The 17,426-nt window shown below is 42.2% G+C and carries 16 protein-coding genes; all 16 read right to left on the bottom strand.

Annotated elements, in window-relative coordinates; translation table 11 throughout:
* Positions 1 to 114: 114 nt before the first annotated feature.
* On the bottom strand, positions 115 to 324 hold the full coding sequence (locus tag MTBBW1_RS01830; protein WP_080798338.1) for a hypothetical protein: 210 nt from the start codon (positions 322 to 324) through the stop codon (positions 115 to 117).
* Positions 321 to 1,121 (bottom strand): hypothetical protein, encoded by an 801-nt coding sequence (locus MTBBW1_RS01825; RefSeq protein ID WP_139786623.1) that lies wholly within the window; start codon positions 1,119 to 1,121, stop codon positions 321 to 323. Before MTBBW1_RS01825 ends, MTBBW1_RS01830 begins: the two co-directional genes overlap by 4 nt.
* Positions 1,118 to 1,645: a hypothetical protein gene (locus MTBBW1_RS01820; protein WP_080798324.1), complete on the bottom strand. Its 528-nt coding sequence runs from the start codon at positions 1,643 to 1,645 to the stop codon at positions 1,118 to 1,120. Before MTBBW1_RS01820 ends, MTBBW1_RS01825 begins: the two co-directional genes overlap by 4 nt.
* A gap of 391 nt (positions 1,646 to 2,036) precedes the next feature.
* Entirely contained in the window at positions 2,037 to 3,545 is a 1,509-nt protein-coding gene (locus MTBBW1_RS01815; protein ID WP_080798321.1) for a HEAT repeat domain-containing protein, read from the bottom strand.
* Positions 3,546 to 3,799: 254 nt separating this feature from the next.
* Positions 3,800 to 4,996, bottom strand: a complete 1,197-nt coding sequence (locus tag MTBBW1_RS01810; protein WP_080798317.1) for a coiled-coil domain-containing protein — start codon at positions 4,994 to 4,996, stop codon at positions 3,800 to 3,802.
* An 89-nt stretch (positions 4,997 to 5,085) separates the two neighbouring features.
* Entirely contained in the window at positions 5,086 to 6,093 is a 1,008-nt protein-coding gene (locus MTBBW1_RS01805; RefSeq protein WP_080798314.1) for a coiled-coil domain-containing protein, read from the bottom strand.
* Positions 6,094 to 6,127: 34 nt separating this feature from the next.
* Positions 6,128 to 6,991, bottom strand: coding sequence for a coiled-coil domain-containing protein (locus MTBBW1_RS01800; protein ID WP_080798310.1), 864 nt, complete (start codon positions 6,989 to 6,991; stop codon positions 6,128 to 6,130).
* A gap of 429 nt (positions 6,992 to 7,420) precedes the next feature.
* Positions 7,421 to 7,762 (bottom strand): hypothetical protein, encoded by a 342-nt coding sequence (locus tag MTBBW1_RS01795; protein WP_080798306.1) that lies wholly within the window; start codon positions 7,760 to 7,762, stop codon positions 7,421 to 7,423.
* Positions 7,763 to 7,904: 142 nt separating this feature from the next.
* Complete coding sequence (locus MTBBW1_RS01790; protein ID WP_080798302.1) at positions 7,905 to 8,426, bottom strand: hypothetical protein; 522 nt, start codon at positions 8,424 to 8,426, stop codon at positions 7,905 to 7,907.
* Positions 8,427 to 8,441: 15 nt separating this feature from the next.
* The gene (feoB, locus tag MTBBW1_RS01785; protein WP_080798299.1) at positions 8,442 to 10,394 is read right to left on the bottom strand and encodes a ferrous iron transport protein B; all 1,953 of its coding nucleotides are present in this window, start codon (positions 10,392 to 10,394) and stop codon (positions 8,442 to 8,444) included.
* Between the two features lie 252 nt (positions 10,395 to 10,646).
* Positions 10,647 to 10,943, bottom strand: a complete 297-nt coding sequence (locus tag MTBBW1_RS01780; RefSeq protein WP_080798295.1) for a hypothetical protein — start codon at positions 10,941 to 10,943, stop codon at positions 10,647 to 10,649.
* A gap of 123 nt (positions 10,944 to 11,066) precedes the next feature.
* Positions 11,067 to 11,192, bottom strand: coding sequence for a hypothetical protein (locus MTBBW1_RS29900; RefSeq protein WP_281255605.1), 126 nt, complete (start codon positions 11,190 to 11,192; stop codon positions 11,067 to 11,069).
* Positions 11,193 to 11,451: 259 nt separating this feature from the next.
* Complete coding sequence (gene mamI / locus MTBBW1_RS01775) at positions 11,452 to 11,637, bottom strand: magnetosome protein MamI (protein WP_080798292.1); 186 nt, start codon at positions 11,635 to 11,637, stop codon at positions 11,452 to 11,454.
* Positions 11,634 to 12,476, bottom strand: a complete 843-nt coding sequence (locus MTBBW1_RS01770) for a S1C family serine protease (protein ID WP_080798289.1) — start codon at positions 12,474 to 12,476, stop codon at positions 11,634 to 11,636. Before MTBBW1_RS01770 ends, mamI begins: the two co-directional genes overlap by 4 nt.
* Positions 12,477 to 12,493: 17 nt before the next feature.
* On the bottom strand, positions 12,494 to 16,471 hold the full coding sequence (locus MTBBW1_RS01765) for a NifB/NifX family molybdenum-iron cluster-binding protein (protein WP_080798287.1): 3,978 nt from the start codon (positions 16,469 to 16,471) through the stop codon (positions 12,494 to 12,496).
* 6 nt (positions 16,472 to 16,477) lie between these two features.
* Complete coding sequence (locus MTBBW1_RS01760) at positions 16,478 to 17,386, bottom strand: cation diffusion facilitator family transporter (RefSeq protein WP_080798281.1); 909 nt, start codon at positions 17,384 to 17,386, stop codon at positions 16,478 to 16,480.
* Positions 17,387 to 17,426: the final 40 nt, after the last annotated feature.

Raw genomic sequence — 17,426 nt, 5'->3', positions numbered from 1 at the left:
CATCGTTTTCAAGGGAAAGTTTTTTGATTCTATCTGGAAATGCATCAATTCTTTCCTGGTACCACTCAATATTTTTGTTGAGTTTTGCAACAGAATCATTATCCTTAATAAATTTTAGCTCTTCGGAAAGCTCTTCAATTTTTTTTTGTTAAATTCGTTCTGGATCTTAAGGCGGGTTCTTATTTTTTTAAGATCCTTGTAATCCCGTGTCTGTAATTTATCCTTTGGATTATAATTATCTTGACCCGAGAAATTTTTATTTTGTTTAAGGCTGCTTTTACTCTGTTTCAGTGTGCCATCTGCCTGGAGAGATTTTCCGGTCATTTTGCACGCTCCTTGTAGATTCTGTAGCGCTCTTCATCTGCCTTTCTTAGCTCCTGTTCAAGCATTCTGATCTTTTCAACTGCGGCCCGCTTCTCCTGGGAAAGCTCTTTTATTTCGTCCATATGAAGTTTGTTCTTGTCAAGAGCGGCATTAAGTTTGGTAACAAGATAGTCAGCTTCCACCCTGTAATCTTTTTTGTCCTCCTCAAGGTCGGTTATCTTCTCCTTGTAACTGGCAAGCTGCTGTTTCATCTTTTCAATGGTCTGTTTAAGATCCCTTATCTTAATCTGGGCGGAGTTTCTTTCATCTGTAAGATATTCTATCTCCATCTGAAGTTCCCTTTTTGAGGGGATCTCGTCTCCCATGCGTTTGATTATTGCTTCAAGCTCGCTTTTCTCTGCCCGAAGATCAATGATCATGACCTTTGAGTCATCCAGATCCTTTTCAAGATCTGAGTTAAGTAGCAGTGCGCTTTGAAGCTGGGATTCCATTTTTTTGACCACAGTAACCATGTTGGAGATGGTTTTTTCAGGGTCTATGACATATGTGCCTTCTTTCAGGATTTCAAGACCCTGAAGTTCCGGCAGCAATATTTCATCAATGGTTTCATTGACTTTGGCAGCAGAGTCTCCGGCAGAAGCCCCTTTATCCTCTCTTTGTTTTCCCTGTTCCCTTAGTCCTTTTGTAAGGTTATCAAGCTCGTTTTGTAAAAATTCGGTTTCTGTTTTTATATCAGCCTCAGCTTCAGGCCCCCGTGTTTGAACGCTGTTATTTTCAGAAACAGGATGTGTCATCATATTTCTCCTTTTTTGTAATAGATGACCTCGGCTCTTTTTTGAACATCGTTGATCCGCTTTTCAAGATTCTCCAGCGCTCTGAAAAATGTTACCTTTACCCTTTTATCAAGATTTTCCGAATCCTTGAATTTGTACGGAATCTCTGTTTCAAGTATCTGGGTCTTTGATTGAAGGGTCTCGATCTCACCTTTCATGAACTCGACATCTGTCATCAGATCTTCAAGAATAGCCATGTTCTCATCATATTTGTCAGAGACTTTATTAAGGGTTGTCTCAAGCTGTTCCCTTTCCGACTCCAGAAATTTTTTATGGTGCAGCAAATTATCTTCTTCAGATATAAAACCTGAAAGTGTCTCCTTGAGTTCGTTCAGTTTTATATGGAGCAGGGCAGTGCTTTTTTTGTGAAGATCCAGCTCTTTTTGAATAGTGTCCATCTGACCTGTCAGCTCTCTGTCTTCTTGCTCAAGGCGTTTTATTTCAGAAATAAGCAACTGGGTCTCCGGACTTAATCCAGATTCATCCATTGGCATCTCCCGGAAGCGGTTACCGTAAAACATAAAAAATGAATACCGGTAACCGCCAACTGCGGTTCATTATCTAAATTTTCAGAAACTATAGATTATTAGGCATCTTTCATTTGTCGGTTTACACTTTTTTTGAACCATGATTTTCATGATTAAGGGATTTATCCTGATTTTCATCATGTTATCCTTAAATCCTTTAATCATGGTTCAAAATTTTCCGAAAATTGGAAACTACTTTTGAGCTGATATGAAGGATGCCCAGAATTTTTGGAAAAGTGTAAACTAATTTTGAGTTGATATGAAGGATGTCGATTATTAGTGGAATATTTTACTTTTTAACCAAAAACTATTCCAGATAACAGATAATAATACTTCTCCATTGTCAATTTAATTATCTTGAATCACTGTTCTCCTCAGAATCGGTTTCTGTTTTTGTCGCTTCATCTGATTCCGGAGCAGAATCATCTGAGTCACTGCTATCTTCATCATCAGTTGATGATGTTGAATTGTCATCAGCTTCCTTTGAAGAAGTTGCCTCTGTTGAAGATTCATTATCTTCCTCTGAAAAAGCTGCTTCTGTAGAAGATTCATCAGCTTCCTCTGAAAAAGTTGCCGCTTCTCCGGCTCTTTTCTTCTGCCACCAATCTATGAGGTTTTCAACGCTTTCGGCAATGTCATCTTCAGATGCCTGAACATCAAATGAAATTTGCTCCCCGCTGATCATCTTGACAGCATCAAGGGCCTTTTGGCGAATGTCGGAATCCCTGTCTCCAAGCACCCTGATCACCGGCAGCACAGTTGCCTTATCACGTATGGTTGCAAGTGCAGACAGAGCAGCTTTTTTCACCTCATTGTGATCGTCTCTCAGGGACTGAACAAGGGCAGGTACTGACTCTGCATTATCCTTCCACCCTATGAAAGTGATGGCAGATTTTCTGACATCCGGATGTTCATCCTTGACAGATTTCATGAGAAGCTGAAGCGACTCTTCATCATCCTCTCCAAGTTTATAGATACCACGCAGGCAAGCTACCCTGATTCTGTGGTTCTCACTGGAGAGCATCTCCTTGAAAAGTGGAACAGCAGATACACTGCCAATGCTTATCAAGGCATTAATAACTTCAGATGTCAGGTTGGGATCTTCAATTTTTACAGACTCTTTAAGCACCGGCACTGCTGCTTCATTTTTCATTTTGGCAAGTTCATTGGCAGCAAGTATTCTCACTTCATTCTCTTCGGAGAGAAGGTCATTGGCTACTTTTTCAAATTTGGATTTGTCAGAAGCTGTTGTAAATTTACCAGAAGTCAAAGCATATGCAATGGCAGCCTTGACAGCCTCCTCTGCCGGCATCTTTTTTGTTTTCTCTGCTTTTACTTCTCGCTCTGTTACAGATTTTCTACTCTCTTTCTTTTTCTGTCTTTCCTGGATCTTTTTTTCTTTTTCCTGAATTTTTTTCTCTTTTGCTTCTATCTTTTCCTTTTCAAGTTCTGCTGCTTTCTGCTCCAGTGTCTTGATCTGGTTTTCGAACTCATTAACATCCGAAAGCAGTTTTTTTATGTTGTCTGAAACTTCAGGATCTGTTGTTCCATCAGTTGACTGCTGTTTTTTTACCTGCTCTTTTCCAATCTCAAGATAGATCTCCTTGAGTTTTTCCTCCTTGATCTTTATTCTGTCTTTAATGGTCTTGCTTTTATCAGGATAGATATAATCTACACTTTTTTTAACAAAACTTTTTGTTTTTTTAGGTATTTTTGAAGTTGTCTTTTTGGAGAAATTGAATAATCCGCTAACAAGATCGGCACCGAAATCATACACATCTACAACAGCGGTTCCTGCTTCATTAAGTACTTTGGCAGTAAATCCTGCAACTCCTTTTCTCTTTTTTACTTCTTCTGTCATTTTTCCCCCTATCTATACAAAAATGGTTTCAAGAATGCTGGAATTATATTTTTTACAAGCTGCTCATTCATTAATACACTCATTTGCCGTAAGTGTATAGTTTTTGATTTCCAAAAATTTTTATTATATAGGATTCCAGATAATTAAATTTCCCGATGTGCATGTAGGGGCGTGGCGCTTGGTGTTCTTACATGCAAGATTTTTATCTGGAAATCTATAGTACATTGACAGACAGCACGCCAGGATGCGTTTTGTTAAGGGTTGCTCAATAATAAAAGTGAAAAGTATTGATCCATGGCTGCAAGATAAGTATCAACCCTGGTTTTTAAAGAGTTATTATGGGTTTTGGTCTCTTGGCATATCCTGTTGAGAATTTGCAGAAATGAATGGTTTCCTGTAGTTTCCATATTCATATCTTCAATGCGTTGTTTGATTCTCTCCATCTCCTGATCAATATTTTCAATATTCTCCATCTCTTTTTTTCTCATGGTGAGACGGTCAATGTTTTTAAGGCAGGTTTGTTTAAATTCTGTCTCTTTTGTAAGTTCGCCTTTAATTTCAGTAATTTCAGATGTAAGAAGTGATTTCTTTTTTCTGCATGTTTCAAGTTTCAAGGTCAGATCTTTACGATTTTTCACAAGAGCCTCAATTTCCGAAAGCAGCTCTTCTTTTCCTTTTGCAGTTGATATATCTTTTTTAAGTGCTTCAATTTTGCTTTCAAGGGATTTAATCTTACCGATCACTCCTGCTTCAAGGGATGAAATTTCCGATATCCGGGATGTCATTGCTGCCATCTCGTCTTTCATTCTGTTAATGATGTCTGTTGCTTCAGCCTGGTAGGCCTCCACATTTTCATCATTTATCTGGAGTGCCCTGAACTCCTCATTGCCGATGGAGTCGGGTTTTATCCCCTCCATCAACTTGCGTGTATTGATATTTACTTCAATTTCATCCTGAAGGTGGATTAACTTCGCACGGTTGGAGTTAACAAGATTGTCAGCTTCTGCACTGTTTGCAATGATGGATTGATTTGTATTTTCAAGAAGCCTGATATTTTCCCCTGCTTTGGAAATATCGTCAAGCAGCAGTGCAATATGATCTCTGTTTTCCTCAAGATCAAGCTTCTTTTTATCAAGGTTTTTCTGTATATCTTGAAGCCGGAGATACTCGTTCTCAAGTGCCTCCTTTTCTGGTTCAACTGAGTTAAGCCTTTTTTTTGCTTCAGAAAGTTTTGGTTCAATTGTTTTTATGGCCGAAATGGTTTCTTCAAGCTTTTTGGATTTCTGATCTATTTTATGCTGGATGTATTCAAGTTCTTTAAAGTTTTTCCAGATATCTGCTTCAAGGATTGACAGTCTTTTTTTGGCAGACAGCAGGGCACTCAGACGGTTTGCATACCCAAGCACCTCCTGTCTCTTTTTTTCCTTCTGGCTCATTTTTGTGAGTGTCATTCCTCCTCCCTGTGATTCTGAAATATTGCATAAATGGTCTTTCGGAGTAGATCTCTTAGATTGTGTCTGAGACCCGCCATGGCCGTTATTTAGACACCCTTACTGAATGGTTGATAATACTTCTTCCGGATTTCCAGGTTATCACTGAACAGTGACTTAAGTTCCGTGATGGCCTTTTCAATGGAGTCATTTGACCCTTTAAGTTTTTGTTCACAGGCATCAAGTTTTGCAGCAAGTTCATCATAAGGCTTTACATCATGTTCAAGTATTGATAGGTTTTGTTTGTTTTCACGGTTTCCGGCAAGTAGCGTGTCAAGTTGTTTACGCTTTTCAGATCGCTGATTTTCCATCGCGGAAAGTTCAGCGGACTCCTTGCTTAGCTCTTTTTGAAGGTTTTCAACTTCTGTCTGCACAGTTTCAAGTTCTGACTCAAGTTTCAGGATGTCTGTAAGGTTTGAATGGGTATTTTCAAGAGTGAGAAATGTCCTCTTGAGGTTGTCATTATTTTCTTCTCTCTCTTTTAACTCCATTCTGAGCAGTTCACGTTCACCGGCAAGTCTTGCAAAATCCATTGAAAATTCGTCAAGTTCTTTTTCGCTTTTCTGTTTTTCGCTGGAAACTTTTGAGAGAAGATCCGATATGTCATTGAGAATTTTCTTTTTTTCAGATTCTGCTTTTTCAATATCAGATAAAATACGCCTGTTTTCCGATTCTTTTTCGGAAAGCACAACTGAAAGCTGGTGCCGTCTCTTTTCTATTGCTTCAAACTGGTTTGCAAGTTCCTTCCGTCGGTTCTCAAGTTCTGCTATTTCAGCTTCGGAGTTCTGCAATTCATGATCAATGTGGTTGAGCTCTTCACCCATCATGGGAATCTTTTTTTGAAGAAATGCAATTTTGTTTTTTGCAGACTCATATTTTTTTTCAGTGATCACAAGTTCTTTTTCAAAAGAACGCAATTTTTCACTCTGGGTTTTAAAGGCACCCATCTTGTCAACCAGCAGATCTGTCAGACGCTGAATTTCAGTATTTGAAAAATGATACTGTTTTTCTAACCGAGCAATGTCCTCTTTTACTTCACTGAAATTTTTCTGCAGCATGATCTATCCTCTCGCTAATTAAAACGTCACTCTTCTATGCCACATAATTTTCCCACGCTTCCTGAAGTTTTTCCAGTTTTTCCTGGATTTTTCCTTTTTCAATTTCAGTTAACTCAAGCTTTTCCTCTGTTGCTGATATCTTTCCCTCCAATGTATCAATCTGGTTTTGAAGCTTTTCAATTATGGCTGTTTTTTCAGCAACTGCCTTTGCAATTTTATCATCTGCCTGGGCTTTTTCCAGCAAGGCTGCTTCTGCTGTCTTTTCTGCGGCTTCTTTTTCTTTTAAGGCTTCTTGAGCGGTATCTTCAGCCTGTAGTTTCAGTTCAATGGCTTCATTTGCAGCTTGTTCAGCCTCCTGCTGCTTCTGATATGCCTCTTCTGCTGATTTTTCAGCCTCTTCAGCCCTCAGTTCAGCAGCCTTTCTTGCCCTGTCTGCGATTTCAATATGCTCCTGGGCGTCCTTTATGCTTTTCTCAGCTTTCTGCTCAATGAGAAGTGCTGCATTCACCTCTTCCTGCATGGCTTCAAGTTTTGCTTCATTATCAGCTTTTTCTTTGCTATGCGCCCTTATCTCATTATTGAGCAATTCAAGTATCTTCTCATGTTGTTCAAGGGATTCTGCTTCAATGAGTTCTGCTGTTTTATCCTGTTTCAGATTTGTTTCAATGTTTGATATTGCAGCCTTGATCTCATCAAGGTATGCAAATGAAGAATCACCTGTAATAGAAGGAACTGCATAACCGGTTATCACGAGGTCAAAATCATCTTTTCCTTTTTCAGCAATATCCGTGAGGGTATCTGCGGTTATGATCTGGAATTGCCTGAATAACTGTTTTGCCTGTTCAGTTACCTCAGGTTTATGATTCAGTAAAAGTATCTTTTTATTTTGATCAGACATAAAAGACCTCTTTGTGGGGTAAAAGGCTCATATAAGAAACCGTATTTTTAAAAAAATATGCGACCTTGGGTACATTTTTTATAATTCTGTTAGAGGGGGCTGGGGTGAGATTTCATTGCAACAATTTACGCCGAATATTCAAAAAAGAGTACACTCATTTTATTTGGGATGGCTACATTGTGTTATTAGCAACGGAAAAATAAAGAGTCAAGCAGAATCTGATGTCATAGGTGGAGAAGAGCCGTGAAAAAAAAAATCTAAATTTTTGTTAATATATGGTGTTTTATTTTAACTTTTATTCTTTTTCACGGCACAAGTCGTTGTGGAGGTTATTTTGATTTTTATCTCTGATTTTCCAGGCAGCCTGATGCAGACAAATTCAATATATCCCGAAAAAGCAAACTAAATGTCGATTTTGATTAGAAAGGTCTATTTTTTTGAACTTTTCTTTTCCTGATCGGGATATAGTCTCCCTTTTCTCTCTTTCAGACTATCGTCAATCTGTTTCTGAATCTCATCCAGTCGATTGAAAAAAGCTGTAAGTTTTTTGTCAGTGGAAAATTCAGTTTCCGGTTTCCCGGCATTTCTTATAACCACAACCCGTCTGCCAATCCATTTAATCAGTTTCTCCTTCTCTTTTTGTAGCTCACCTATTTTATAGGTCAGCGAAATGCCCCGTGTCGAGCCTTTTACTTTTTCAGATGCACAGGCCACTTTATCGAAGATAACATCTCCGAGGTGTTGCAAATTATATCTCAGATCTTCTGCCATTAATTTTTTCTCCTTGTGTTTTATCAATGTTGAAACGAATTTGTTTTATAACGTGGCATCTTCCATATTTAGCCAATTCAGACAAATGCAATAACTTCTGAAAAAGCAATAAGATGTCGATTTTGAGAACGTAATGCTAAACTCACTTCTTCTGAGTGGTTAACTCTTTTAACAGTTTGTTCTCTTCCACAAGCATCCTGAGTACAGCTCTTTTCTCCTGGTTAATCTCTTTTTTTACTTCCGCAGCTTCCGGTTTATTCTGTTTTGCGGTATCATCGGATATTTTGGCACGTTGTTTTTCAAGAGTTGCAAGTCTGCTTTCAAGTCTTGCTATTGATGCTTCCAGTTTTGTAATTGTCTCTTCCCTGATAAAAGGCTTATGGGGAGAACTATCTGCGGATGATATTTTTCGGCCGGAAGTTCTCTTTTCAGGCAGGGTCTTACCTGATGAGCCGGTTCGTGAAGAGGTGATTTTTTTTCTCTTTTTCACCTTTTTTTTTGTTGATGAAAAGGGGGCTGCTGCATTTTTCATCATGGATTGACCGGTTGACTGTACAGCATTGGAGCATCTGCGAATGATACTCCATGAGACAAGGCCGAGATAATCAATGACAGAGCGGGAATAGTTTATCCCTTTTTCAAAATTTTTTGTTTTTTCACCCATAAGCCCATCTCCAGATCAATAAATTCTTAACAGTGCCCAGTTCAATACACCTGCAATAATAAATGAGCTGAAATTTATTGCCACTGTCATGCTCAGTGCATTTTTCATTTTCAATTCATGTATCATGGCCATTATATTGGCAAAGCAGGGCACAAACATTGTGGTAATGGTAACGGCAACTATGCACTGCACATAATTGAGTTTTCCGGCATCAATGAGGTTCATGATAAGGCCTGCAGCAGCCTCATGGCGTGCCATGCAGAGGATAAGCGCATCCACCATTTCAAGGGGAAGCCCCAGAAATCCCTTTATTACCGGGCTTAAAAAAGTCTTGGTAGCCATCAGAATGCCTGATTTGTCAAGGGCAAAAAGTGCAAGTGCAGCATAGATAAAAACAGGCAGTGACTCTTTGAGAAACCAGTATAACTTGTAATATGTTTTAATAAGAACCGCTTTGGGTTCCGGCATGCGGATTGGTGGAAGTTCCTGTATAAAGCAGGAACGTGTCTCCTTTTTTAAAAAGAGATTGAGAAGTACACCTGCCGTAATTTCGACAACAAAAAGAACTGAAAATACAATTAAAAAGGCAGAGGTTCCCATTCTGCCAAGGATGCTCATGTTAAGACCCATCTGGGCAGCGCATGGAATTGCAAAAGCAATGAGATATATGGAGATATATTTCTCCCGCCTGGACTGGAGAGACTTTGTGGTCATGGTAGCCATGGTTTTACATCCAAAACCAAGCACAAGTGGCATTACAGATGCTCCGCTCAATCCAAGTTTACTGAAAATACGCCTTGTAAGAACAGTGAGATTCGGTATATATCCCATATCTTCAAGTGTGTTGAACATTATGAAGAAAACCGACAGGATAGGCAGCACAGTAATAAGTGCGTTGGCAACACCAAGTGAGAGAATTCCATAGTCTCCTATAAGAAAATCGTGCCAGAATCCTGAAGGAAGAAGCCCTGTGACCAGATTTTCAACAGGTACCCACAAAAGTTCCTCCATCCATCCTGCCAGGGTGTTTGCAACATGTACAACAAGCATGAACATTATATAGATGATGAAAAAGAGAATAGGCACACCAAAAACAGGGTGACGGCAGGCACTTGCCACTCCCTGTTTAAAGTCCTTAAGGGCAATTTTCTGTCTGTGTACGGTTTTATCAGTGATATTGTCAATCCACTGGTTTCTCGTTCTGTTGATTTCAAGGTTAAAGTTTCCTTTAAAATCCTTCTTTATTTTATCTGCTGTGTCGGCAATGACTTCAGTCAGGTTACTGTCATACTCTTTTTCCAGAGCGGCCATTACAAATGGATCAGATGTAAGTATTAACTGTGATTTTAGCCTTTTATGGTCAGCCTCTTCAGGCAGCAGGGATTTAATGGAAGATATCTTCTCTTCAAAGGAGTCACTGTATGTCAGTTTTTTATGGGGTTTTGCCGGTCGGTTTATTGCATTGACAATGGCATCTTTAAGGGTGTCAAGTCCCTGTTTTCTGGTAGCTATGGATTCAACAACCTCAACTGATAAAAGCCTGGAAAGCTCTGAAGAGTCTATCATGATGCCTTTTTTGGAGGTTTCATCTATGGCATTCAGGCAGATAACAAGGGGGATATCCATTTCAAGAAGATCTGCTGTGAGAGTTAAAGACTGTTTCAACTGTCCTGCATCAATGCACTGAATTATCACATCGGGCTTTTCGGAAAAAAGAATATCCCGTGTCACCATTTCCGATCTAGAATAAGTATGTATCTTGAAAATACCCGGTGTGTCTGTCAGTTCACAGGTTTCGTTGCCAATCCTGCATATGCTCCTTTTAGGCTCTATGGTTGTGAAAGGGCAGTTTGCAACAAGATTGTACTCTCCGGTGAGGTTGTTGAAAACAACAGTCTTGCCTGTGTTGGGCAGTCCCACCAGAATCGCTTTTTTTATCCTCTCTTTTGCGTCTATTGTATCTCTCATAGCTTAAAAATTGACCTCATATCGTCTGGGTAGTTTTCGAAGATGATCTTACCCCATAACTTGATAGTATAGGAATTTCCATTTTGGGGAACAAAAAAGCCCGACCGCAGGGCGCTAAGTTCATAGTGCCTCTTCAAGTATAAACTGTCGGATTATTTTTCAAATGTTTTCCAGAATTGCCGATGACGCTATCCTCAAAAAAAAGGATAAAAAAACTATAAAAATCAGCAGCAATTCTGGAAATTTTGTGTATCACGGCTCAAGAGCTGCTTTTGTCACAGCGTAGCTCAACAGTGCAACTCCCGCAAGAGCTGCTCCGGCAAAAAGTACCGGTGCCGCAGCAAGTGCTGCGGCTTTGAAGCCCGTACCATAAGTCATTGCAGAGTAGGTTGAATAACTTGAATAACTGGTTGTCGGACTTGCAAGGCAAAGCCCAAGTTGTGAAGATGTTCCTGCGGTAGAGGCACATGTACCCAGCGTGCCGGAAGAAGCCGGCAGGATGGCAGTGGTACCCAGTGAAGTCTGAGCAGCAGTAGTTGACGCACTCATAACTTGTCCTCCTTTTCCCGTAAGTTACAGGTTCTTTAATATATCATCACAATGTGATAATTAATATTTAAGAACTTATGACCTGCGAGTTTTTTATAAATTTAATAAAAAAAGGAACTTCAGCTATTCATTGTTTGCAAGTTCATCGAGTTCCTGAAGCTTTTCGCTGTTGCTTTTTACTTTCATTCCAATGACAATGACGGCAACAACAAGAGCTGTTAAAACAATACCTCCAAAGCTTATTGACATTAAGATCACCTCCTTTTTATGATTAAAAGTTAACTTCCTGTAAATCTGGATTCAGATAATTCACTCAACTGACGAAATTGTTTTTGTGAGACACTCCATGTGAGACACTCCATGTGACACATTCCATCTGAGACATTCCATCTGAGACATTCCATCTGAGACATTCCACTTGTCGTGATTCACACCTTTTCGTTCAGAAAAGATTCTGATCCAAAATCAAATATGGACAGGATATATACATGGGAAAAGCATTCCATGCCTACTCCTGTCGATTTTCCCTGATGGTACTGATGCCAGTTAACACCGAAAGTACTCCAAAAAAAACAAGACAGACCGGAATTACAACGCTTGCCAGATCTACAAGTGCCCACCAGTGAACCAGAATGCCATACACACCCAGGGCAAGCAGGATAATGCCGATCATAATTTGAAAGATGGTGGTCATACGCCCTCTCCCTGTAAATATTGAACTTTCATTAATATAAGTTTTGCTCTGTTTATGGGTATGGCAAAGCCCACACCGCAATAGACCCTTGAAGGGGCATAGATGGCAACATTAATACCTATAACTTCTCCCCTCATGTTGATCAGGGCACCACCGCTGTTTCCGGAGTTGATAACAGCATCTGTCTGAAGAAGATCCTCGTATCTTCTGCCGTCAATATCAACGGTTCGGCTTGTATCACTTATAATTCCATGTGTGACGGATTGTTCAAGGCTGAATGGACATCCCACAGCCATTACTTCATCTGTCACTTCAACCATATCTGAATTGCCCAGGGTTGCTGTGGGAAGCAGAAAATTTGTCGTTATTTTTATTACAGCAAGATCAACCTCCGGGTGTATCGAGACCACTGTACATGGAAATGTCTGACCCTCAATTCCAAAAAGTGTGGCCTGGATATCGGTAATCTGGGATACAACATGGTAATTTGTGAGGATATAGCCCCTGGAGTCTATGATTATGCCTGAGCCCATTTTATCCCCCGGAAGGGATACAGGCTCTGCAAATGATATCAGTACATTGGGCTGGGAAGGCAGTACAGTTGTTATTTTCCTGCCTGTAATATATACCACCGAAGCCCTGACATTTTTTACAGCCTGGCTGAGGTTTCCACTGGCAGCGCTTGTCAGCACAATATTGGAATCCTTGATGGGCGTGCTTGAAGCAAGTTCGGTATTGTCGGTTTTAAAAAGATAGTGTACTGCAATATAGCCGACCTGGAATATAGCCAGCAGCAGAAGAAATACAAGCAGTACAAATTTTGATATCTGTTTGACCATTAATTATTCCTGTCATTTTAGAGGGTGGCAGAGTCTCCCTTGGTATCACCTTTTGATTTTGACTTGCTGGCACTGGGAGGGCCATGTTGCTCTTCATCTTCATCAGTTACTGATGTATCTTGTGAAGAGTTCAGTTTTGTGGGAACCAGACGGTTATTTTGATACCAGTCCAGGGCATCCCTGACAGTTCCTGTGACACCGGTATAGACCTTTACCTGAAGTCTGTTAAGCTCTTCAATGGCTCTGATACCTATATCATTTGTGATAACCACATCTGCGCCTTCACTTACAACAAGCTGGGCAGATTGGATACCTGAACCTGTTTTGTCCGTTAAATTCGGATTGCTGACTACCTCCATGCTTCCAAAGCCAATAATAAGAAAATAGGGTGCTTTTTCAAAAAGATCAGCAATTTTGGAGTTGATGGATGTTCCGGTTGAAGCTACACATATCTTTCCTGTTCCGCTTCCTGCAACTGATGTTGCAGATGGCCCCATGTCTGCCGGAGGAATGGTTTCAGGCATTCCAGCCACAGTTACACCTGCTATCCCCATCCCAGGGGGTGGAATAGTTTCGGGCATACCCGCAGTTGGCATTCCTGCTGTAGGCATACCCGCGGTTGGCATTCCTGCTGTAGGCATACCAGCTACAGTGACACCAGCCACGCTCTGTGAGATATTGGGAATTCCTGCAACAGCAAGTCCTGCTGTTGTCTCTCCAAGTCCTGTTGGAGGAAGGGTTTCCGGCATTCCTGCGGTAGGCATTCCTGCGGTAGGCATTCCTGCGGTAGGCATACCCGCAGTTGGCATACCAGCTACAGTGACACCAGCCACTGTCTGTGAGATATCCGGAATTCCTGCCACAGTAAGTCCTGCTGTTGTCTCTCCAAGTCCTGTTGGAGGAAGGGTTTCCGGCATTCCTGCGGTAGGCATACCTGCCGTGCTCTGTCCCATTCCTGGTGGTGGAATAGTTTCGGGCATTCCTGCCGTAGGCATACCCGCAGTTGGCATACCCGCTGTAGGCATCCCCGCTGTAGGCATCCCTGCTGTGGGCATTCCTGCTGTAGGCATCCCTGCCGTGGGCATACCCGCTGTAACCTGTAAAGATGTACTCTCACCAATCATGGAAGTTCCGCAACGTGGGCAGGAAAGGGTAGAACAAGCTGTACCCCTTACATGGGGCACTGTTGTTCCACATGCAGGACATATGCAGCTTCCGTCAATGGTACCCTGGAGTACTCCTGTGGAGAGTGTTGAGCTTCCGGCGGTAGGCATTCCTGCAATGGGTGTTCCGGCTGTTCCCTGTCCCATGTCAGTTGGTGGGATAGTTTCAGGCATACCTGCTGTGGGCATACCTGCCGTTGGCATACCCGCAGTTGGCATACCTGCAACAAACAAGGATGTATTTGTTCTCAGTTGTGTCTGATTCTGGGTTGCTGTCAGATCATTGCTGTTGTAAGGTAAGGTACTGCTACTGTAAGGCAGAGTGTAAGTGGTGGAGCTGCGTGTCTGGGTGGAAGATGGCAAAGGCAGTTGGCCGGTTGTGTTTCCCTGTTCCGGCAAAGTATCTGTACTCTGGCCGGGATCAGCATTCATGAGGCGGTTTCCGCACTGGGGACATGCCATGTCCGAGCATGAAATTCCAGGTGCATGTGGCACAAGTATCTGGCAGATGGGACAAAGGCAGTATTCCGCTCTCTGGGTGGTACCGGCCGTTGGCAAAATCGAAGTTGATTCTGTTGAGGCATTGGCCGGATCCAGTGCCGGGTCATATTTGCCCTGTGCAGGAATGTTATATGGCATACCCTTATAGCCACTTTGTTCCTCTTCTTCATCATCCTCGTCATCAGTTGCAAATGGAGCGCCGCCGGTTGGAATAAAGTACTGGGCATAGGGAAGAGTGGTGACACTCATCTGGGATAATGAAGCTGCACGGTATTGACTGAGTACAGTTGCAACACTTCCCGGGGCTGCCGTATAAACATTGATACCAAGTGTTTTTAATGCATAATATGATGGCAGTCCATACGCCACAGCCACAGTTGCCCCCACATCCCTTGAAGCCACAAGCTGGGCTGCTGTAACTCCATAGCCGCCTGTAGTGTTTAGTGCTGTATTGGGAATTGCGGCATACTGGTTGGTTTTAATGTCATATATAATATAGAACTTTGCAATGCCGAATCTTAAAGCTAAGGGAGAATTGAGATCATCTCCGTCTGCTGCAACAGCCACACGCTGAGGAAGTACACTCTCGGATACTGTTGAACCCTGTGAGGGTGAGGTGATGCTGGAGCCTGAGTTAAGGCTGATAAGCCTTGAACCGTCCGCAGGACAGACCAAGGAAGAGCAGGGCACACCTGCAGGATGGTCATAGGTTTTGCCGCACAGAGGGCATATGCAGGTCACTGACTGCTGGTTCAGATTAAGGTATGTATCTGTAGTGGCAGAAGGAAGAACTCCTGCTGTTGCCTGAACCGAAGTAACAGAATCAGAAGTGGATGCATTGGCAGGATCAAGTGCAGGATCATATTTGCCCTGTGCAGGAATGTTATATGGCATACCTTTATAGCCACTTTGTTCCTCTTCTTCATCATCTTCGTCATCGGTTGCAAAGGGAGCACCGCCTGTTGGAATGATGTTGCGGGCATATCCAAAGCCTGAAAGTGAATCATCAGGATCAACCTGGGAAAGGGATGCCTCTCTGTACTGGTTTAATACATCAATTACGCTTCCTGGATTTGCCACATACGGGGTTATATTGAGTGCAACAAGACCTGTGTATGCCTGAAGGCCATAGGAACCTGCTATGGTTGCTCCAACGTTTTTTGAGGCAACAAGCTGTGCCGCAATTATTCCGTAACCCCTTGAATCTGCAAGAGCCGTGTTCTGTATTGCCGAGTACTGACCGCTTCCTGTGTCCACAATGATAAAGTATGGTGCTGTACCAAACCGCAGTGCCATGGGTGCATTAAGGGTGCTTCCCTGGGATGCTATTGCTACAGTTCTTGGCATTGATGAACCAAAAAATCCATCTGTTGCAGTTCCGGCAGTTGGCATACCTGCCGTGGCCTGTCCCATCCCCGGAGGTGGTATTGTTTCCGGCATTCCGGCAGTGGATGATGCATCCGGCACAGCCCCTGCAATTGTCACAAGAGGCGGAAGTGCGGATTTTTGTTCCACAGTCAGAATTAGCATACTGCCGCTTCTGTAAACTTTAAGGGTTATCTCCTCCTCATCCTCAATGGCACTGTAAAAATCGGCCATTGTAGCTGTAACTCGTTGATTAACTCCTGTTATTATATCTCCAGGCATGAGTCCCGATGCTTTTGCAAGGCCGCTGGAAGAGACTGAAACCACAACAATTCCATTGATTTCCAATGGTATGGCAAGGGTCTGTCTCAAAGAGGCTGTAAGTGGTGAAAGGGTGCATCCCCACTGCTCAACAGCATTATCATCCTGGGAAAATGGAGGGCCTGCTGTCAGTTGAACAAGGCTTGTGGGGCGCGCTGAAAGAACTAAGTAAAAATATCGGGTTTTTTCATCTCTCTCAACTGTAAGTTTAACCCTGTCCCCAGGGGAGGCTTCAGCCACGATGGCTTGAAACTGAAGAGTGTCGGTTATCCGTATTCTGTTGTAACGAAGAATTATATCTCCTGCCTTTAAACCGCTTTCATCGGCAGGTGATGCCGGTGCAACCCTGGATACAAGTATGCCTCCAGAGCTGAAGAAACTTGAGGATTTAGGCAGATCCCGTATTTCAATTCCAAGATATGCGGGTCCGTCTGAACGGGTTGCTGAACTATCTCCAAAGGAAATCCGGATAGTTGTCAGTTTCTGGACTGCTCCAGGGAAATAAACCATGCTGAAAAGTCCCAAAGCCACAAGGGCCAGCATGATAAGGCCTGCTGTCCACCATTTCATTTTTCTTTTCATTGAAAGAATACGTTTCTCCTCTGCCGATACCCTTTCTATATTGCTATTCAGATCATTTTCCATAATTTATTACCCTTTTTCATAAAATCCTGTCGGGTACACGTTTATTATACCCACTCTGTCATCAATCACAGTCAACAAGGCCCTTTTCACCCGAACCGAGATTTCATGACCCTTCTGCAATGTCAGATCCGGTGAAACAGCAAGTTTCAGGTCGATCGCCACATTTGGTCCTATTTTTCTTGTCTGTAAAGATGCAACACTTAGAACATCAGCATGTTTTTCCACCTCATGGCGGACTGTCTCTTCAACTGACTCTTCGGAGTGATCAAGTATGCCGTCCCATGCATCCTGCAACATTTCAAAGGCACTTTTTCCAATTAAAAATGCCACAAGAATAGCACCCACCGAGTCCATGAACAAAAATCCCATCATAGCAAAAATAACGCCCAGTAGAGCAGCAATGGATGAGAGTACATCTGCGCGGTTTTCCCATGCATTGGCTATCATTGCGGGGGATTTGAATCTTTCACCACAGCACAGGGACTGTCTGAACATCAGCTCGTTTCCGACAATGGATATCATAAGCCCCAGAAGGGCTATAAGGGTTGGCTGATGGGTGACTCCCTGCATGATATCAGTTATTGATTCATACAGAATAAGGGCAACAACTCCCATAAGGGATATCCCGATAAAAAGGGATGCAATATATTCGGTATTTCCGTGGCCGTAGGGGTGTTCGTCATCTGCAGGAGAGTTGCTGACATGAAGACATACCAGTACAACTGTTGCAGTGACGACATCAACTCCGGAATGTACTGCATCTGCAAGAAGAGCCTTGGAGTTTCCCTCAAGGCCGCAGATAATCTTCAGAACAAACAGCCCCACATTTCCCCAAAACGCAATTTTCCCGACATTTTCAGCGCACCAGTAACATTCTGGATATTTCTCGTTGTTATTGTTGTTGCTGGTTCTCATGTTTATGTGACCTCTCCATACGTCAGGATTTGTTGTCTGC

It is taken from the genome of Desulfamplus magnetovallimortis, assembly GCF_900170035.1.
Lineage (GTDB): Bacteria > Desulfobacterota > Desulfobacteria > Desulfobacterales > Desulfobacteraceae > Desulfamplus > Desulfamplus magnetovallimortis.
Note: the sequence above shows the minus strand (reverse complement) of the source record. Positions and strands in the feature narration are given on the sequence as shown.